The organism is Nocardia sp. CA-290969 (genome assembly GCF_050936135.1).
In the GTDB taxonomy this organism is placed as follows: Bacteria; Actinomycetota; Actinomycetes; order Mycobacteriales; family Mycobacteriaceae; genus Nocardia.
Genome location: NZ_JBNJNJ010000001.1, coordinates 7,361,769 through 7,378,020, shown reverse-complemented (window position 1 = coordinate 7,378,020; position 16,252 = coordinate 7,361,769). Strand labels below are relative to the sequence as shown.

The 16,252-nt window shown below is 66.5% G+C and carries 18 protein-coding genes; 8 read left to right on the top strand and 10 right to left on the bottom strand.

From position 1 onward, the window contains the following. Positions 1 to 44 precede the first annotated feature (44 nt). Both ACQEVO_RS33945 and ACQEVO_RS33940 read left to right on the top strand, forming a co-directional pair. Positions 45 to 884: an alpha/beta fold hydrolase gene (locus ACQEVO_RS33945; RefSeq protein ID WP_432921132.1), complete on the top strand. Its 840-nt coding sequence runs from the start codon at positions 45 to 47 to the stop codon at positions 882 to 884. Positions 885 to 940: 56 nt separating this feature from the next. Further along, positions 941 to 1,759 (top strand): hypothetical protein, encoded by an 819-nt coding sequence (locus ACQEVO_RS33940; RefSeq protein ID WP_432921129.1) that lies wholly within the window; start codon positions 941 to 943, stop codon positions 1,757 to 1,759. A 54-nt stretch (positions 1,760 to 1,813) separates the two neighbouring features. Here ACQEVO_RS33940 and ACQEVO_RS33935 read toward each other — a convergent pair whose 3' ends face one another. From ACQEVO_RS33935 to ACQEVO_RS33900, 8 genes are all read right to left on the bottom strand, one after another. Further along, the gene (locus ACQEVO_RS33935; protein WP_432921126.1) at positions 1,814 to 2,707 is read right to left on the bottom strand and encodes a glycerophosphodiester phosphodiesterase; all 894 of its coding nucleotides are present in this window, start codon (positions 2,705 to 2,707) and stop codon (positions 1,814 to 1,816) included. A 64-nt stretch (positions 2,708 to 2,771) separates the two neighbouring features. Next, positions 2,772 to 3,962, bottom strand: a complete 1,191-nt coding sequence (gene tuf / locus ACQEVO_RS33930; RefSeq protein WP_432921123.1) for an elongation factor Tu — start codon at positions 3,960 to 3,962, stop codon at positions 2,772 to 2,774. 87 nt (positions 3,963 to 4,049) lie between these two features. Beyond that, positions 4,050 to 6,152 (bottom strand): elongation factor G, encoded by a 2,103-nt coding sequence (fusA, locus tag ACQEVO_RS33925; protein WP_432921120.1) that lies wholly within the window; start codon positions 6,150 to 6,152, stop codon positions 4,050 to 4,052. A gap of 128 nt (positions 6,153 to 6,280) precedes the next feature. Continuing rightward, a complete protein-coding gene (gene rpsG, locus ACQEVO_RS33920) occupies positions 6,281 to 6,751 on the bottom strand; it encodes a 30S ribosomal protein S7 (protein ID WP_014353063.1) in 471 nt (156 codons plus the stop codon). Between the two features lies 1 nt (position 6,752). Next, positions 6,753 to 7,127 carry a 30S ribosomal protein S12 gene (rpsL, locus tag ACQEVO_RS33915; RefSeq protein ID WP_014353064.1) on the bottom strand — a complete coding sequence of 125 codons (375 nt, stop codon included), beginning with the start codon at positions 7,125 to 7,127 and terminating at the stop codon, positions 6,753 to 6,755. A 260-nt stretch (positions 7,128 to 7,387) separates the two neighbouring features. After that, positions 7,388 to 7,951, bottom strand: coding sequence for a DUF3558 domain-containing protein (locus ACQEVO_RS33910; RefSeq protein ID WP_432921114.1), 564 nt, complete (start codon positions 7,949 to 7,951; stop codon positions 7,388 to 7,390). Continuing rightward, positions 7,951 to 8,481 carry a DUF3558 domain-containing protein gene (locus tag ACQEVO_RS33905; RefSeq protein WP_432921111.1) on the bottom strand — a complete coding sequence of 177 codons (531 nt, stop codon included), beginning with the start codon at positions 8,479 to 8,481 and terminating at the stop codon, positions 7,951 to 7,953. The genes ACQEVO_RS33910 and ACQEVO_RS33905 overlap by 1 nt, the downstream gene beginning before the upstream one ends. 79 nt (positions 8,482 to 8,560) lie before the next feature. Beyond that, the gene (locus tag ACQEVO_RS33900; RefSeq protein ID WP_432921108.1) at positions 8,561 to 9,535 is read right to left on the bottom strand and encodes an NADPH:quinone oxidoreductase family protein; all 975 of its coding nucleotides are present in this window, start codon (positions 9,533 to 9,535) and stop codon (positions 8,561 to 8,563) included. Between the two features lie 160 nt (positions 9,536 to 9,695). On the opposite strand from ACQEVO_RS33900, the gene ACQEVO_RS33895 reads away from it, so the two are divergent. The 3 genes from ACQEVO_RS33895 (at position 9,696) to ACQEVO_RS33885 (ending at position 12,026) form a co-directional block, all read left to right on the top strand. Continuing rightward, a complete protein-coding gene (locus ACQEVO_RS33895) occupies positions 9,696 to 10,031 on the top strand; it encodes a type VII secretion target (protein WP_432921105.1) in 336 nt (111 codons plus the stop codon). Beyond that, entirely contained in the window at positions 10,028 to 11,158 is a 1,131-nt protein-coding gene (locus ACQEVO_RS33890; protein WP_432921102.1) for a transglycosylase SLT domain-containing protein, read from the top strand. Before ACQEVO_RS33895 ends, ACQEVO_RS33890 begins: the two co-directional genes overlap by 4 nt. Positions 11,159 to 11,255: 97 nt before the next feature. Continuing rightward, on the top strand, positions 11,256 to 12,026 hold the full coding sequence (locus ACQEVO_RS33885; protein ID WP_432921099.1) for an acyl-[acyl-carrier-protein] thioesterase: 771 nt from the start codon (positions 11,256 to 11,258) through the stop codon (positions 12,024 to 12,026). Between the two features lie 51 nt (positions 12,027 to 12,077). Here ACQEVO_RS33885 and ACQEVO_RS33880 read toward each other — a convergent pair whose 3' ends face one another. Next, on the bottom strand, positions 12,078 to 13,751 hold the full coding sequence (locus tag ACQEVO_RS33880) for a 4Fe-4S binding protein (RefSeq protein ID WP_432921096.1): 1,674 nt from the start codon (positions 13,749 to 13,751) through the stop codon (positions 12,078 to 12,080). 177 nt (positions 13,752 to 13,928) lie between these two features. Here ACQEVO_RS33880 and ACQEVO_RS33875 point away from each other — a divergent pair, with 177 nt between their 5' ends. Beyond that, positions 13,929 to 14,420 carry a SixA phosphatase family protein gene (locus tag ACQEVO_RS33875; RefSeq protein ID WP_432921093.1) on the top strand — a complete coding sequence of 164 codons (492 nt, stop codon included), beginning with the start codon at positions 13,929 to 13,931 and terminating at the stop codon, positions 14,418 to 14,420. Positions 14,421 to 14,503: 83 nt separating this feature from the next. Here the strand turns inward: ACQEVO_RS33875 and ACQEVO_RS33870 are convergent, their stop codons facing one another. Continuing rightward, positions 14,504 to 14,704 (bottom strand): hypothetical protein, encoded by a 201-nt coding sequence (locus ACQEVO_RS33870; RefSeq protein WP_280396626.1) that lies wholly within the window; start codon positions 14,702 to 14,704, stop codon positions 14,504 to 14,506. Positions 14,705 to 14,859: 155 nt separating this feature from the next. Between ACQEVO_RS33870 and ACQEVO_RS33865 the strand changes: the two genes are divergently transcribed. Both ACQEVO_RS33865 and ACQEVO_RS33860 read left to right on the top strand, forming a co-directional pair. Next, positions 14,860 to 15,168 carry a GNAT family N-acetyltransferase gene (locus ACQEVO_RS33865; RefSeq protein WP_432921088.1) on the top strand — a complete coding sequence of 103 codons (309 nt, stop codon included), beginning with the start codon at positions 14,860 to 14,862 and terminating at the stop codon, positions 15,166 to 15,168. Beyond that, the gene (locus ACQEVO_RS33860; RefSeq protein WP_432921085.1) at positions 15,161 to 16,141 is read left to right on the top strand and encodes a pirin family protein; all 981 of its coding nucleotides are present in this window, start codon (positions 15,161 to 15,163) and stop codon (positions 16,139 to 16,141) included. Before ACQEVO_RS33865 ends, ACQEVO_RS33860 begins: the two co-directional genes overlap by 8 nt. The last annotated feature ends 111 nt before the right edge of the window (positions 16,142 to 16,252 follow it).

Sequence of the window (16,252 nt, the reverse complement as noted above, 5' to 3'; positions counted from 1 at the left end):
CGTCGTCGATTCTGTCGGGTATACCGACAGACAGGAGTCCAGGCATGACCTCGGTGCGGGCGAACGGCGTAGATCTGGGCATCGAGAGCTTCGGCCGTGCGGACGATCCGCTGGTCCTGCTGGCCGGCGGCACAACGATGCTGTCCTGGCCCGACACGCTGTGCGAACGGCTCGCGGCGGGCGGGCGGCGCGTGGTCCGCTACGACCTGCGTGATTCCGGCGCGTCGACGACCCGCGACCCGGAGAATCCGGACTACACCCTGCGGGATCTCGCTGCCGATGCGGCCGCGCTGGTCGGTGTGCTCGGCGCCGGCACCGCTCATCTCGGTGGGGTCGGCGTCGGCGGTATGGTCGCCCAGGTCGCCGCGCTGGACCACCCGGACGTGTTCTCCGCACTGACCCTTGTCGGTACTCGGCCGGTGGCCCCCGGCCCGGTCGACGAGGATCTGCCGGACCACGACCGCGCGGTCATGGGCGCGCTGTTCTCCCGCCCACAACCGGACTGGACCGACCGAGACGCTGTCGTGGCGTTCGCCGCCGAGGGCGCCGCACCTTTGGGCAACGATCCGCAGCAGGCACGGGAGACGGCGGCCCGGATCTGGGACCGGACGCCGTCGAACGATCCCGCGGTGCACCAGGCGAACCAGCTCGGAATGGTGTTCTCCCGGATCGACTGCGCCCCACGCTGGCGCGAGCGGCTCGGCGAGCTCGGCCTGCCCACACTGGTGGTGCACGGTCGCGCCGACCCGTTCTTCCCGGTCGGCAACGGCGAGGCCCTCGCCGCCGAAATCCCCGGGGCGCGACTGCTCGTCCTCGACGACATGGGCACCGCCCTGCGACACACCGCGGCCGATCAAGTCGCTGCCGCCATGCTCGCCCGGTAACCACCCGGCCGCTCGGCGAACCACCATCCCGGGGAGACCGGCGATACAGTTACGGCGTGCCCCCGATGGACCCGCCCGATGCACCCCCGCGCACCAACGAATTCCACAACGGCATCCCCTACCTCGAATACCTGCAGCAGATCCACCAGGTCGCCGAGCCGTCGAGTTATCTGGAAATCGGTGTGGATACCGGGCAGTCACTGGCTCTGGCGCACTGCCCTACGGTGGCGATCGATCCCGCGTTCCGAATTCAGGGCAGTCCCTCCCATCGACGTTCGGAGACATACCTGTTCCAGATGACATCCGACGAGTTCTTCGCCGGATATCAGCTCGACCGATACCTGCCCGCCGGAATAGACCTCGCTTTCCTGGACGGAATGCATCATTTCGAGTTTCTGCTCCGCGACTTCCTCAATGCCGAGAAGTATTCACACGCGAGCACAGTCATCACCCTGCACGACTGCTACCCGGTCAACACCGAGATGGCGCGCCGCGAAACCGATTTCGACACGCGCGTCGACGAAGAGACCCGCTGGTGGTGGGCGGGAGACGTGTGGAAACTACTGCCGATCCTCCGTGACCACCGCCCCGACCTGGACATCACCGTTCTCGACTGCCCACCGACCGGCCTCGTCGTAATCCGCGGACTCGATCCACAGTCCCGGGCCATCCAAAGCAGCTACACCGAAATCCTCGACAAGTACCGCGATCTCCACCTTGACAACTTCGGCATCGACCGCTTTCGCAACGAATTCCATACCGTCGACAGCCGCACCCTGTTCGAGCCCGAAGCCCTGCGCGATTTCCTCACAGACGGACTCCGCCCTGCAACCAACCGCCCGAGTAGATCTGTGCTGCTTCCCGGAACAACCTGATCGGCATCCCTTTCCGCAGCGAGAGGACGTGGGCAGGGCGACCGAGTTCGTATCTCAGCGCACGATGCCCAGCAGCGTTTCCGGCAGGTCGGTGAGGATGCCTGTCACCCCGATGTCGACGAGCCGCCCGAGGTCGTTCTCGGGCGTATCAGCACTGATGTCACCGTAGAGACTGTCTGCGCAGGTCCATACCGGCACTCTGCGCGCCATGACGCTTTCCATGAGCCGAACACCGGCGTGGTGATCGGTCAGCAGCCAGGCCGGCCAGAGGCGGACGATATCCGCGCCGGCATCGATGAACGCCGCGATATCCGACGGGTCCGGCGGAAGGTCGGTTCGCCCGGGCACGAGCGCCAGCGTGCGCAGGCGCGGATCCAGCCGTTCGAATGCGCGCAGGTCGGTGACCGTACGCGGACCCACGATCACTTTCTGTGCGGCATCGAAATAATCGGTCAGCCCGACTATTTCCGCTTTGGCTTCCGGCGGGCAGTCTTTGATGTCGAGCAATAGCTGCGTCCGGTGCCCCTGGACGATCTCGAGTACTTCGCGGTAGGTCGGCACCCGTTCCGCGCTGAATCCCGGACCCGCGATAGAACCGGCATCGAGGGATTTGATCCGATCCAGCGTCAGATCCGCGACTCGGCCGTGACCGTTGGTAGTCCGATCCACCGTGTCGTCGTGCATTACGACGAGATGCCCGTCCGCAGTAACCCGCAGGTCGATCTCGATCGCGTCGACATCGAGTGCGATCGCGCCGCGAAAGGCGGCCGGTGTGTTCTCCGGAAGCCCGGGCGCAAGTCCCCGGTGCGCGACAACGGTTACTCCGGTCGAGGTACCCACTCGCCGAGTCTGACACCTGTGGCCCTCTGCTGCCGAGAGAACCAACGCCGAAACCGTGCGATCCATCCAGGTGAACTGCGGTGGTTTTCTTACGCGTACCGAGGGCATCGAGAGCCGGAAAACAACGAACGGCGCCGCCCGGAGGCGACGCCGTTCGCAGCGATTCAGGGAATCACTTGATGATCTTCGTAACCCGACCGGCGCCGACGGTGCGGCCACCCTCGCGGATCGCGAAACGCAGACCCTCGTCCATGGCGACCGGCTGGATCAGCTTCACCGACATCTCGGTGTTGTCGCCGGGCATAACCATTTCGGTGCCCTCGGGCAGGGTCACAACGCCCGTCACGTCCGTGGTACGGAAGTAGAACTGCGGACGGTAGTTGTTGAAGAACGGGGTGTGGCGGCCGCCCTCGTCCTTGGACAGGATGTAGGCCTGACCCTCGAACTCGGTGTGCGGGGTGGTGGTGCCCGGCTTGATGACGACCTGGCCGCGCTCCACATCCTCGCGCTTGATGCCACGGATCAGCAGACCCGCGTTGTCACCGGCCTGCGCGGTGTCCAGCATCTTGCGGAACATCTCGATACCGGTGATGGTGGTCTTGGTCTTCTCCGGACGGATGCCGACGATCTCGACTTCCTCGTTGAGGTTGACCACACCGCGCTCCACACGACCGGTGACGACGGTGCCACGACCGGTGATGGTGAAGACGTCCTCGATCGGCATCAGGAACGGCTTGTCGGTTTCACGCACCGGATCCGGGATGGACTCGTCGACCGCGTTCATCAGCTCGACGATCGACTCGCTCCACTTGGCATCGCCTTCGAGAGCCTTCAGGCCGGAGACGCGCACGACGGGGGCATCCTCGTCGAACTCCTGCGAAGCCAGCAGCTCGCGGACCTCCATCTCGACGAGCTCGAGGATTTCCTCGTCGTCGACCATGTCCGACTTGTTCAGCGCGACCAGGATGTAGGGCACGCCGACCTGACGGGCGAGCAGCACGTGCTCACGGGTCTGCGGCATCGGGCCGTCGGTCGCCGCGACCACGAGGATCGCGCCGTCCATCTGCGCCGCACCGGTGATCATGTTCTTGATGTAGTCGGCGTGACCGGGGGCGTCCACGTGGGCGTAGTGGCGCTTCTCGGTCTGGTATTCGACGTGGGAGATGTTGATCGTGATACCACGAGCCTTCTCCTCCGGCGCCTTGTCGATCTGATCGAAGGCAAAGCTCTCGTTCAGATCGGGGTACTTCTCCGCCAGCACCTTGGTGATCGCTGCGGTCAGCGTGGTCTTGCCGTGGTCGACGTGACCGATGGTGCCGATGTTGACGTGCGGCTTCGTCCGCTCGAACTTCGCCTTCGCCACTGTGGTGTCCTCCTGGACTTGTTGGTGCTTGCAGTTGCAGCAGTGCGGATTGATTTACAAGGGGGTCGTGCTGACGCCCGGCAGGTGTTACTCGCCGGTCGCCTTGGCGATGATCTCCTTCGACACGTTGGCCGGGACCTCCGCGTACGAATCGAACACCATGGAGTAGTTCGCCCGGCCCTGGGTCTTCGACCGCAGGTCACCGATGTAGCCGAACATCTCCGAGAGCGGAACCAGCGCCTTGACGACACGGGCACCACTGCGTTCCTCCATGGCCTGGATCTGGCCACGGCGGGAGTTCAGGTCGCCGATCACATCGCCCATGTAATCCTCGGGCGTGGTGACCTCGACCGCCATCAGCGGTTCGAGGATCACCGGACCGGCCTTACGGGCCGCTTCCTTGAGCGCCTGCGCGCCGGCGATCTTGAACGCCATCTCCGAGGAGTCGACGTCGTGGTACGCACCGTCGAGCAGGGACACCTTCAGGTTGACCAGCGGGTAACCGGCGAGCACACCGTACTGCATGGCGTCCTGTGCGCCCGCGTCCACCGAAGGGATGTATTCCTTCGGCACGCGGCCACCGGTGACCTTGTTCTCGAACTCGTAGGTGGCGCCGTCTTCACCGACGAACGGCTCCAGCGCAATGATGACCTTCGCGAACTGACCCGAACCACCCGTCTGCTTCTTATGGGTGAATTCGAGCTTCTCGACCTTCTTGGTGATCGTTTCGCGGTAGGCGACCTGCGGCTTACCGACGTTCGCCTCGACCTTGAACTCGCGCTTCATCCGGTCGACCAGGATGTCGAGGTGCAGCTCGCCCATACCGCCGATGACGGTCTGGCCGGTCTCCTGGTCCAGCTTCACCGTGAAGGTCGGATCCTCTTCGGCGAGCTTCTGGATCGCGGTGCCCAGCTTCTCCTGGTCGGACTTGGTCTTCGGCTCGATGGAGACCTCGATGACCGGGTCCGGGAAGGTCATGGACTCCAGCACGATCTGGCTGTTCGGATCGCACAGGGTATCGCCGGTGGTGGTGTCCTTCAGGCCGATGACCGCGTAGATGTGGCCGGCGCTGACCTGAGGTACCGGGTTCTCCTTGTTGGAGTGCATCTGGAACAGCTTGCCCAGACGCTCCTTCTTACCCTTGGTCGCGTTGATGACCTGGGCACCGGAATCGACCTTGCCCGAGTACACGCGGACGTAGGTCAGCTTGCCGAAGAACGGGTGCACGGCGATCTTGAACGCCAGCGCGGCGAACGGCTCGTCGGCGCTCGGCTTACGGGTGAGCACCTCCTCCTCGTTACCGGGCACATGCCCCTGCACGGACTCGACGTCCAGCGGCGAGGGCAGGTAGTCCACGACGGCGTCGAGCATGGGCTGCACGCCCTTGTTCTTGAACGCCGAACCGCACAGCACCGGGTAGAGCTCGGAGTTGACGGTCATCTTGCGGATGGCGCCCTTGATCTCGTCGATCGAGAGCTCTTCGCCGCCGAAGAACTTGTCCAGCAGCGCCTCGTCGGATTCCGCGACGGTCTCCAGCAGTTCCTGGCGGTACTGCTCGGCCTTCTCCACCAGATCGGCGGGGATGTCCTGAACCTCGTACTTCTCGCCCAGCTTGGTTTCGCCGGTCCAGACCTTGGCCTTCATCTCGACCAGGTCGACGACACCCTCGAAGGTGTCCTCGGCGCCGATCGGCAGCTGGATGACCAGCGGCTTGGCGCCGAGGCGGTCCTTGATGGTCTGCACGGTGAAGTAGAAATCCGCACCGAGCTTGTCCATCTTGTTGACGAAACAGATCCGCGGCACGTCGTACTTGTCGGCCTGACGCCACACCTGCTCGGACTGCGGCTCCACGCCCTCCTTGCCGTCGAAGACGGCGACGGCGCCATCGAGCACACGCAGGCTGCGCTCCACCTCGACGGTGAAGTCGACGTGGCCGGGGGTGTCGATGATGTTGATCTGGTTCTGGTTCCAGAAGCAGGTCACCGCCGCGGAGGTGATGGTGATACCGCGCTCCTGCTCCTGCTCCATCCAGTCGGTGGTCGACGCCCCGTCATGGGTTTCGCCGATCTTGTAGTTCACACCGGTGTAGAAGAGGATGCGTTCGGTCGTAGTGGTCTTGCCCGCATCGATATGGGCCATGATGCCGATGTTGCGGACCTTGTTCAGGTCGGTGAGCACGTCCTGTGCCACGGAAATCTTCCCCGCTCGTAGCTAGTTGGGATTCTCGCCGGCGACCGGTTCGGCCGCCATCTGTTGTCAAAGCCGGAAGCGAAGCTTCCGTACGCCTCCCGAGCCCGTAGCGCTGGGCCGGGCAGACATCACCAGCGGTAGTGCGCGAAGGCCCGGTTGGACTCGGCCATCTTGTGGGTGTCCTCGCGGCGTTTCACCGAGGCGCCCAGACCGTTGCTGGCATCGAGCAGTTCGTTGGCCAGGCGCTCGACCATGGTCTTCTCCCGGCGAGCCCGCGAGAAGTTCACCAGCCAGCGCAGGGCCAGGGTGTTGGCGCGGCCGGGACGGACCTCGACCGGCACCTGGTAGGTGGCACCACCGACGCGACGGGGCTTCACCTCGAGCGACGGCTTGACGTTGTCCAGCGCGCGCTTGAGGGTGACGACCGGATCGGTGCCGGTCTTCTCCCGCGCCTGCTCCAGCGCACCGTAGACGATGCGCTCGGCGGTGGACTTCTTACCGTCGAGCAGGATCTTGTTGACCAGCTGCGTGACCAGCGGCGACCCGTAGACCGGGTCGTTGATCAGCGGACGCTTGGGAGCGGGGCCCTTGCGCGGCATATCAGCTCTTCTCCTTCTTGGCGCCGTAACGGCTGCGGGCCTGCTTACGGTTCTTCACACCTTGGGTGTCCAGCGAACCGCGAATGATCTTGTAACGCACACCGGGAAGGTCCTTCACACGACCGCCGCGGACGAGCACCATCGAGTGCTCCTGCAGGTTGTGGCCTTCGCCGGGGATGTAGGCCGTGACCTCGACCGCGCTGGTCAGGCGAACACGCGCGACCTTACGCAGCGCGGAGTTCGGCTTCTTCGGGGTGGTGGTGTACACGCGGGTGCACACGCCACGACGCTGCGGGCTCCCCTTGAGGGCCGCGGTCTTGGTCTTGGCGACCTTGTCGCGGCGACCCTTACGGACCAGCTGGTTGATGGTTGGCATAGACCGGCTTTCCTTTAATCGGTTCTGGCGGTGTCAGGTCTGTTCATCGAGCTTTCACCCGCACGTCCAACCACGTTTCTCGCGTCCCGAGGTCGGGCGTGTCGTGCGCAGTTCAGGGCCCGATTTACAGGCACGCTGGAATCGTCAGCCGCTCTCGCTGGCCTACGTCTGCGCTCGAACTTGCCCGTATCCTTCCGGGCACAGCCGTCCACTGTACTCGGACCCAGCGAATACGGTCAAAACAGGGTGGGGACTCAACCCTATCGAGCGATGTTGAGGGTCAGCTCCAAGAGTTTCTTCGCGGCCGCGCACGGGTCGGCGCCACCGCCCGGAGAGGAGTTCACCCACCAGCCGATCACTCCGGAGTCGGCGGCGCTGGCGGTCATCCCGCAGGAGTTGGGGTCGTTGGGGCGGCGGACCTCCAGTGCGATCGTGCCCTGGACCGTGGTCTTGGTGGTGGTGTAGCCGAGTTTGTCGTTGGTCGCCTGTTCGTTGCGCAGGGATCCGTTCTCGTACCAGTTCAGCGTGAGCATCCCGGACCCGCCGCCGATATCCCACATGCACACCGCACCGAAGAAGGAGTCGGAGATGTAGGTGTTGCCGCCGAGCGCGTCGATGATCTGCTGATCGGTCACCACATCGCATTCGCGCAGCAGTTTGTCGATCTGTTCGGTGTTCACGGTTTCCCCGCCACCCACCGGCAGCGCCGTCCCCTGGACCGTGCTGCCGCAGCCCGCGCCGGCCGCGGCCGTCACCAGGATCGCCGCCGCGGCGGCCGCGGTGCGCAGCCGGCGGCCGCGGGCGAGAAGTGCACGCAATGTCATCACTCCAGCCGCTCGATGGTCAGTTCGGCGAGCGCGCGGCTGCGGTCACACGGATTGCCGCCGAGATCGCTGTAGCTACCGAGCGCCGTCGACCACTCGAAGAAATCGTCGTCGAGCTGTACCGCCAGATCACAGATCCGGCCGCGCGGATCCAGCGCCGCGAAACCGTTGCGCCCGCCCACGGTGATCGGCTCCGGGGGCCGGCCGTGCGTGGTGACCCACGCCTTCTCCCGTTCCAGCGGACTGCCCCGGTACGACGCGAAGGTGATCGACGCGCCACCCAGCCCGCCGGACTGCCAGTTGCAGCCGACCGCGTTCTTGAACGATTGCGTGATCTGGCCGAGCCCCCCGATATCGCGGACCTCGTCGTCGGTGACATGCCCGCATTCCCCCACGAACGGACCCAGTGCGGCGACTTTCGGAGCGGGTCCGCGGGGGCCTTCGGCTTCTTCGGAGCCGGGATCGGAACCACACCCCGTCAGAGCAAACGCCGCGGTTAACCCGAGGACTATCGCCGACCTGATCCGCATGACGTGAACAATACCGACGAATCCCGGTGCCCGGCGGCGGCGCAGGTCGCCCGTGGATCCCGCGCCGCCGGTGCGCGTTTCAGCGCAGGGTGACCACGACTTTGCCCGTGGCGGCCCGGGTTTCCAGCGAGGCCACCGCCTGCGCGGCCTGCTCCAGCGGGTAGAGCCGCGGCTGCGGAGGCGCGATCTTGCCCGCCGCGAACAGCGGTTCCACCTCGGCCCACTGCTCGGCCAGGTAACCCGGATTCGACAGCATCCATTCACCCCAGCCGGCGCCGACGACCTCGACGTTCTTCAGCAGCAGGCGGTTCACCTTCACGGTGGGGATATCGCCGCCGGTGAATCCGACCACCAGCAGTCGGCCGCCGCGTGCCAGCGAGCGGATGCTGTCGGTGAAACGGTCGCCGCCCACCGGGTCGAGCACGATATCCACGCCGCGGTTGCCGGTGAGTTCCTTGACGCGGTCGAGCCAGCCGTCGGTGAGCACGACATCGGTGGCGCCGTGCGCCCGGGCGATCTCGGCCTTTTCCTCCGTGCTGACCACCGCGATCACCTGCCCGGCACCGAGGGCGGCCGCCATGCGCAGGGTCGAGGTGCCGATCCCGCCGGCGGCGCCGTGCACCAGGACGGATTCGCCCGCGGCGAGCCGGCCGCGGTTACGCAGGCAGAAATGCACGGTGAGATCGTTGAAGAGGATCCCGGCGCCCGCCTCGAAGGAGATGTTGTCGGGGAGTTTGAAAACCATCTCGGCCGCGGTCGTGGTCACCTCGGCCATGGCGTTGCCCAGCATGGTCAATGCGCAGACCCGGTCGCCCGCTTGCACATGCGAGCCCTCCGGAGCTTCCCGGACCACACCGGCGACCTCACCGCCGACGACGAACGGCATCTCGGGTTTCATCTGGTACAGGCCGCGGGTCATCAGCACGTCCGGGAACGCGACCCCGGCCGCGTGGACGTCGATGACGACCCCGCCGGGCAACGGCGCCGGTTCCGGGATGTCGACGATCTCGATCGCTTCCGGCCCCTCGAGTTTGCTGACCTGAGCTGCGCGCATATGCCGACCTCTCTGTTCGCTCACCGGCTCGCATGAGACGCGCCGGTAGTTATGTACCAATCCACCCGTCCACATCAAACTATCCGCCGCAGCGGACGGAAGTCCATCCCCCGGTTTAAACTGAGCCGCATCACCATCGGGCGGGAATCATGGGGGAGTCATGAGCGAAGGGGAAACCGGTACGCCTGCTTCGACTGTGCGGGTGGATCCGGAAACGCTACGTACTTTCGCGGGACAATTGGAAACGGAAGCGGGCGAGGTCGGCGCGCTGCGCGCGGACGAGGTGTTCGCGGCTGCGGCCGGCGCGTTGCCGGGCACCGGGTTCGCGGCGCCGGCGCAGCGTGCGGGTGATCTCACCGGTTCCGCGTTACAACGGATCGGCGAGCGGCTCACCACGGTCGCCGGGCAGTTGCGCAACGATGCGGGGGCCTACGAGATGAGCGAATCGGAGTTCACCGCGACGCTCACCACCGTCGGACTGGATCTCCCCGCATGACCCTCACCATCGGCAATGTCGAACAGTGGCAGCCCGACCTGCTCACCACCGCCGCCGGCCACGCGAACACCGTGTCGGTGCGGCTGGACCAGCTCACCGGCACCGCCGTCACGAACACCCGGGCACTGAACTGGTCCGGCGCCGCGGGCACCGCCGCGAACACCCGGATGGATACTGAGCGCACCCGCTCCGGGGCGGTGAGCGCGGCCCTGCTGAAACTCGAGACCGCGCTGCGCACCGAGGTCACGAATCTGATCGAGGCCAAGAACAAGGTGCTGCGTATGCGCGACGCGGCGCGCGATACCGCACTGCCGCCGATGCCCGCGTTCGAGGTGGCCGACGACGGCACGGTCAGCGCGCAGGCCCGGATCGACCATCTGCGCTCGACCTCCGGTAAGCCCGCCGATTCCCCCGAAGTGCAGAACGCCGAACTCGGCCAGCGCCTGGTGGCGGCGACCCATCAGTGGAATATCGTCAGCGCCCTGAAGACGGCCGAGGATACGGCGAACCGGGCGGTCACCGCGGTCCAGCAGGCGGTGACCGAATTGGAGACCGCCTACAACGGCCTGGGCGAACCCACCCTGAACACCGCGCCGCCGGAGGTCCCCGTCGCCACCGCCCCGGCCGCCACGACCCCGGCGGATACGGGTAGCGCGCCGAACGGCACTGCGGCCCCCACGGGTTCGCCGAGCAGTTCGCTGATGGGCGACGGCACCGCCGCCGGAATGGGCAGCCCGGCGGCGGCCGGGGTCCCCACCACCATGCCCACCGGGGACCAGAAGGCCTGGATCGACGAGGCCATCCGGAAGCTCCGCGAGAACGGCTACGACATCGACGATTCCGAGGCCGCGATCATCGCCCTGATCATCGAGCGCGAATCCGGCGGCGATCCGCACGCGATCAACCTCTGGGACAGCAATGCCGCCGCCGGCATCCCGTCCAAGGGCCTCATGCAGACCATCGACCCGACCTTCAATTCCTATGCCCTGCCCGGGCATACCGATATCTGGAACCCGGTCGACAACATCATCGCCGGCACCCGCTACGCCATCGAACGGTACGGCTCGCTGAGCAATGTGCCCGGTGTGGTCGGCGTGTCCAACGGCACCGGCTACGTCGGCTACTGACCACCACCCACGACCGGTTCCGCACTCCACCGTAAAGTCTTCTCACAGGAAACTCGGAAGAAGTACCGCGGCCCGACCCGCCGCGCGAGGAGCACCAGTGTCACTCGATCAGCCACTCGCCCCGCTTCCCCAGGAGGGTATGGGATTCGTCTCGGCGTGGCCGGTGCGAGCCGGCGACGTGGATCCCTACAACCGCGTGCGCCTCGACGGCATCGCCCGCTACCTCCAGGACATCGCCTGGGAACACCTGCAGCAATCCATTCTGGAGCAGACCGACCCGAGCTGGATCATCCGGCGCACCGTGGTCGATGTGATCCGGCCGGTCCTGTGGCCCGACCATGTGCGTCTCCAGCGCTGGTGTTCCAGTATGTCGACCCGCTGGTCGAATATGCGGGTCCGGATCACCAGTGACCGCGGCGGTCTGATCGAGACCGAAGGCTTCTGGATCAAGATCAACGAAGCCAACAATATGCCCGCCCGGATCAGCGACGCGGGCCTGGCGTATCTGTCGCAGACCACCGCCGAGCAGCGGCTGCGGTGGCGGCCGTGGCTCACCGACCCCACACCGCCGGAATCCGATACCGATCTGCCGTTCCCGCTGCGAGCCACCGATATCGACCAGTACAACCACGTGAACAACGCCTGCTACTGGCAGGCCGTGGAGCAGTACCTGGTGGACTATCCCAAGCTGGTGAGCGGTCCGCACCGCGCCGTTATCGAATATGTGGCGCCGGTGCTGGCCCGCCAGCACATCACCGTCCGCAGCCGGTACGAACCGGGCGACCGCTCCCACGGCCGGCCCACGCTGCGGCTGTGGTTCGTGGTGGACGGCACGACCACGACCGTCGTCCGGATCGCGCCGCTGTAACCGCGCCCCGGTGCGCGGGGTTCGGTTCCCCGCGCACCGAGATGCGCGACCTCACTCGCCCTTGGCGGCCCGCAGCAGATCCGGGTGGGTGGTGAACTTGACCCGCGGACGGCCCGCGGCCTTACCGGCGCCACGTTCGGCCTGGTCGATCGACTTCCAGCCGATCCGGTCCACCAGGTCCGGCTGCCGTTCCAGCACCAGGGCGCGCAATGCGTCCCGATCCGCGGTGGGCGCGGCCAATTTGCCCGCCATGAAATCGGCGATCAGCCCTTCGACCGTTTCCTCGGAATCGATCCGGTTCGAGCCGATCACACCGCGCGGGCCACGCTTGATCCAGCCGCTGACGTACACGCCGGGCAGTGGGGTGCCGTCGGGACCGGTGACCCGGCCGTGTTCGTTCGGCACCACCGCACGCGTTTCGTCGAACGGAAGATCCGGTACGGGCTGACCGCGGTAGCCGATCGAGCGCAGCACCAGCGAGGCGTCCAAGCCGGAGGTGCGGTCGGTGGCGCGGGCGTTGAGCACACCGTCGATATCGACCAGTTCGTTGTGCGCGTACTCCAGGCCCTCGACCTTGTCCGTGCCGAGCACCGCCGTCGGCGACGCCAGGTACTTGAACACGATCCGCTTGTTGCCCTCGGCCGGCGGCTTCGCCGCGAACTCCTCGGCCAGGGTGTACTTGAGCCGCAGTGACGGCTCGACCTCCGGGTCGTCGAGCAGGGCCTGGGAAACCGGGTCGAGTTTCAGCTCGGCCGGGTCGATCACCACGTCCACACCGGACAGGTGCGCCAGCGCCAGGAACTCCGGCGAGGTGTAGGCGGCCTGCAACGGCCCACGCCGGCCCAGGACCACGACTTCGCGGATATTGCTCTCGCGCAGGGCGGCGAGGGCGTGGTCGGCGATATCGGTTTTGGCCAGCTCGTCGGGGTGCACGGTGAGTACCCGGGCCACATCGAGCGCGACATTGCCGTTGCCGACGATGATCGCCCGCTCACCGGACAGGTCGAAGCTGCGGTCGGCGTAGTCGGGATGCCCGTTGTACCAGGCCACGAACTCGGTGGCGGAATGGCTGCCCGGCAGATCCTCTCCCGGCACCCCCATCCGCCGATCCGAGGAGGCACCCACCGCGTAGAGGACGGCGTGATGGTGCGCCAGCAGTTCCTCGTGACTGATGTGCTTACCGACCTCGACGTTCAGGTAGTACTGAAGGGTGTCACGGCGGAACGCCGATTCGAACATCCCCGCCACCGTCTTGGTACCGGGATGATCGGGTGCCACACCGGCCCGCACCAGCCCCCACGGCGTGGGCAGCCGGTCGAACATCTCCACCTCGACATCGCAGCGGCGCAGCAGTTCGTCGGCCGCGTAGGCGGCGGCCGGGCCGGCACCCACGATCGCGACCCGCAGCGTACCCAGCTCCTTGGGCGGGCGTACCGGGGTGGCGATCGGATCCAGGTTGGATTCCAGTGGATGCCGCTCGAACCAGGCGGCATTGATATCGCGGAAGCGGGCCAGCGACGCGGAGAGATCGTCTTCGGAGAAGATGGCCTCCACCGGGCACGCGTCGACGCAGGCACCGCAGTCGATGCAGGTGTCGGGGTCGATGTAGAGCATTTCGGTCGTGGCGAATTCCGGCTGGTCCGGAGTCGGGCGGATGCAGTCGACCGGGCACTCGGAAACGCAGCTGGCATCGTTACAACAACGCTGCGTGATTACGTAGGCCATATTTGTGCAGATCCTCGAGACTTATGTGCGGGCTGGTGCCTTCCGGGTCACGGTGGGCAGGGCGAGACGAACGGGCGCGGACCGGGGTCGCCGGGCCACTCCTCCATTGTGACGCCGCTTTCAGTTTGCCTCGAGTGTGTTATGTGTCTCCGCACGGAGGGTGCTTACGGTGGTCCCATGACCCGGACCCTGATCTTGATGCGGCACGGAAAATCGGCGTACCCACCCGGTATCGACGATCACGAACGCCCGCTCGCGCCGCGCGGGCAACGCGAGGCGGCGCTGGCCGGGGACTGGCTGCGGGCGACCCAGCCGCCCATCGACGCGGTGCGCTGTTCGACCGCGACCCGCACCCGCGAAACTCTCGCCGCCACCGCGATCGACGCGCCGGTCGAATACGACGCCGGAATCTACGAGGCGGAAGCCGACCGGCTGATCGAACTGGTCCAGCTGACCGATCCGGCGGTGTCGACGCTGCTGGTGATCGGGCACTCGCCGGGCATGCCGTGGACCGCGTGGGACCTCGCCGCCGAGCACGACACCGAGGATGCCCTGCGGCTCAGCCGCAAATTCCCGACCTCGGCGCTTGCGGTGCTGCGCTTCGCACCGGGCTGGGACGATGTCCGTCCCGGCGCGGGCGAGCTGGTCACCTTCCACGTCCCGCGCTGAGCGGACGCGATCGCCCGGGCCCGGGCGGCTCGCTCCCGTCGCCGTCGGTTTCGCGGCTGCCTGCACAGCGGATCCACCCCCGCTCAGCGCAGGAGTTTGCCGCCGAATACCGCCCCGGCACCGAGCAGCACCAGCAGCAGGAATGCCGCCCAGCCGCCGATCAGCCACCAGACCAAGCCGAACACCACGACGATCGGCGCCACCGCGATCGCGGTGATCACCGGGCTCTCCTTGACCGTGGCCCAGGCCGAACGCGCCCGGATCCGGTCGATTTCCTTCGCCATATCCCAAGGCTACGTGCTCGGCACCGGATGCGCTGGTGGGCGCAGGGATCCGGCCGTCGCGCCCGGTGCGCTCGGCTGAGTACGCTGGCGCTGGGCGCTACGGTGGCCGGCCGCGCCGCCGGGCGAGGTACCTGCGACCGAGAGGAAGTGCGGAGATGACCGAGGCAACGGAGCAGAGCACAGTCGTCCGCAATCCGGACAAGAACCGCTACGAGGTGTTCTACGGCGGCGATCTCGCCGGTTTCGCCGAGTACACCGAACGTGGCACGGAAACCGTTTTCACCCATACCGAGGTCGATTCGGCGTTCGAGGGCAAGGGCCTGGGCAGCAAACTGGCCGGGTTCGCGATCAAGGACACCATCGACCGCGAGCGGACCATCCGGCCCGAATGCCCGTTCATCCGGAGTTATCTGGAGCGGCATCCCGAGTACTCCGCGCATGTGACCGGCATCGACGGTGAGTGATCTCGACCCCCACCCGGCCGAAACGCTGTGTGAACCGGTGCGTGGCCCGGGGCCGGTGACCGAACTGTTCCCCGCCCGCGAGGTGCCGCTGGGTGGGGTGCGCGGGACATATGTCGAGCGCACCCTCCCGCAACGGGACCTGCCGACCGTAGGGGCCTGGTGCTTCCTGGACTATTTCGGCGCTCCCACGGTGACCACCACCGGCCTGCCGCCCGATATCGACCCGCACCCGCATATCGGGCTGCAGACGGTCACGTGGCCGTTCGAGGGCATGATCAGGCATCGCGATTCGGTCCGTTCGGATGTGCTGATCGCACCCGGTCAGCTCAACTTGATGACTTCCGGCCACGGGATCGCACATTCGGAGTACACCGTGCCGGAGGCCCCGGCCGGGCGGGGATTGCAGCTGTGGATCGCGCTGCCCGGCGGACGCCGCGATATCGCGCCGCATTTCGAGCAGCACCGCGACCTGCCGGTGCACCGGGAACCGGGCCTGCGGGCCACCGTGCTGCTCGGAACGCTGGCGGGCGTGACCTCACCGGCGATGATCTACACCCCGCTGGTCGGCGCCGATATCGAAATCGATCCGGCCACCACGACCACCCTGCGGACGAACCCGGAGTTCGAATACGCGGTCCTCGTGGTGGACGGCGCGGTGACCGTGGCCGGTACCGAGATGGCACCCGGCCCGCTGCTGTATCTGGGTACCGGTCGCACGGAGCTGGAACTGTCCAGCGCCTCCGGTGCGCGGTTCGCGCTGATCGGCGGGGAGCCGCTGGCCGAGGAACTGGTGATGTGGTGGAACTTCGTCGGCCGGGAGCACGCGGAGATCGCCGCGGCCCGCACGGACTGGGAGCAGCACGACACCGCCCGCTTCGGTGATATCGCCGGCCACACCCGCGAACAACGCATTCCGGCCCCGCCGCTGCCCGGTGGGCAGCTGAAACCCCGCGGCCGACGGTATCGGGCCTGAGTTTCCGATCACCGCTTGCCTGGAGTCCACTCCAGGTGATTAGCGTTATCGGTGTTCGACGATCAGAACGGGTGGATCTTCATGAAAAGCCATGAGGCACACCGGATTTAG

Excerpts from the sequence above, each read along its gene's own strand:
- ACQEVO_RS33865 (WP_432921088.1), top strand. The coding sequence starts at position 14,860 with ATGACCGAGGCAACGGAGCAGAGCACAGTCGTCCGCAATCCGGACAAG.
- ACQEVO_RS33870 (WP_280396626.1), bottom strand. The coding sequence starts at position 14,704 with ATGGCGAAGGAAATCGACCGGATCCGGGCGCGTTCGGCCTGGGCCACG.
- rpsG (WP_014353063.1), bottom strand. The coding sequence starts at position 6,751 with ATGCCGCGCAAGGGCCCCGCTCCCAAGCGTCCGCTGATCAACGACCCG.
- ACQEVO_RS33935 (WP_432921126.1), bottom strand. The coding sequence starts at position 2,707 with ATGCCCTCGGTACGCGTAAGAAAACCACCGCAGTTCACCTGGATGGAT.
- ACQEVO_RS33880 (WP_432921096.1), bottom strand. The coding sequence starts at position 13,751 with ATGGCCTACGTAATCACGCAGCGTTGTTGTAACGATGCCAGCTGCGTT.
- ACQEVO_RS33875 (WP_432921093.1), top strand. The coding sequence starts at position 13,929 with ATGACCCGGACCCTGATCTTGATGCGGCACGGAAAATCGGCGTACCCA.
- ACQEVO_RS33945 (WP_432921132.1), top strand. The coding sequence starts at position 45 with ATGACCTCGGTGCGGGCGAACGGCGTAGATCTGGGCATCGAGAGCTTC.
- ACQEVO_RS33910 (WP_432921114.1), bottom strand. The coding sequence starts at position 7,951 with ATGACATTGCGTGCACTTCTCGCCCGCGGCCGCCGGCTGCGCACCGCG.
- ACQEVO_RS33890 (WP_432921102.1), top strand. The coding sequence starts at position 10,028 with ATGACCCTCACCATCGGCAATGTCGAACAGTGGCAGCCCGACCTGCTC.
- rpsL (WP_014353064.1), bottom strand. The coding sequence starts at position 7,127 with ATGCCAACCATCAACCAGCTGGTCCGTAAGGGTCGCCGCGACAAGGTC.
- ACQEVO_RS33905 (WP_432921111.1), bottom strand. The coding sequence starts at position 8,481 with ATGCGGATCAGGTCGGCGATAGTCCTCGGGTTAACCGCGGCGTTTGCT.
- ACQEVO_RS33900 (WP_432921108.1), bottom strand. The coding sequence starts at position 9,535 with ATGCGCGCAGCTCAGGTCAGCAAACTCGAGGGGCCGGAAGCGATCGAG.
- ACQEVO_RS33895 (WP_432921105.1), top strand. The coding sequence starts at position 9,696 with ATGAGCGAAGGGGAAACCGGTACGCCTGCTTCGACTGTGCGGGTGGAT.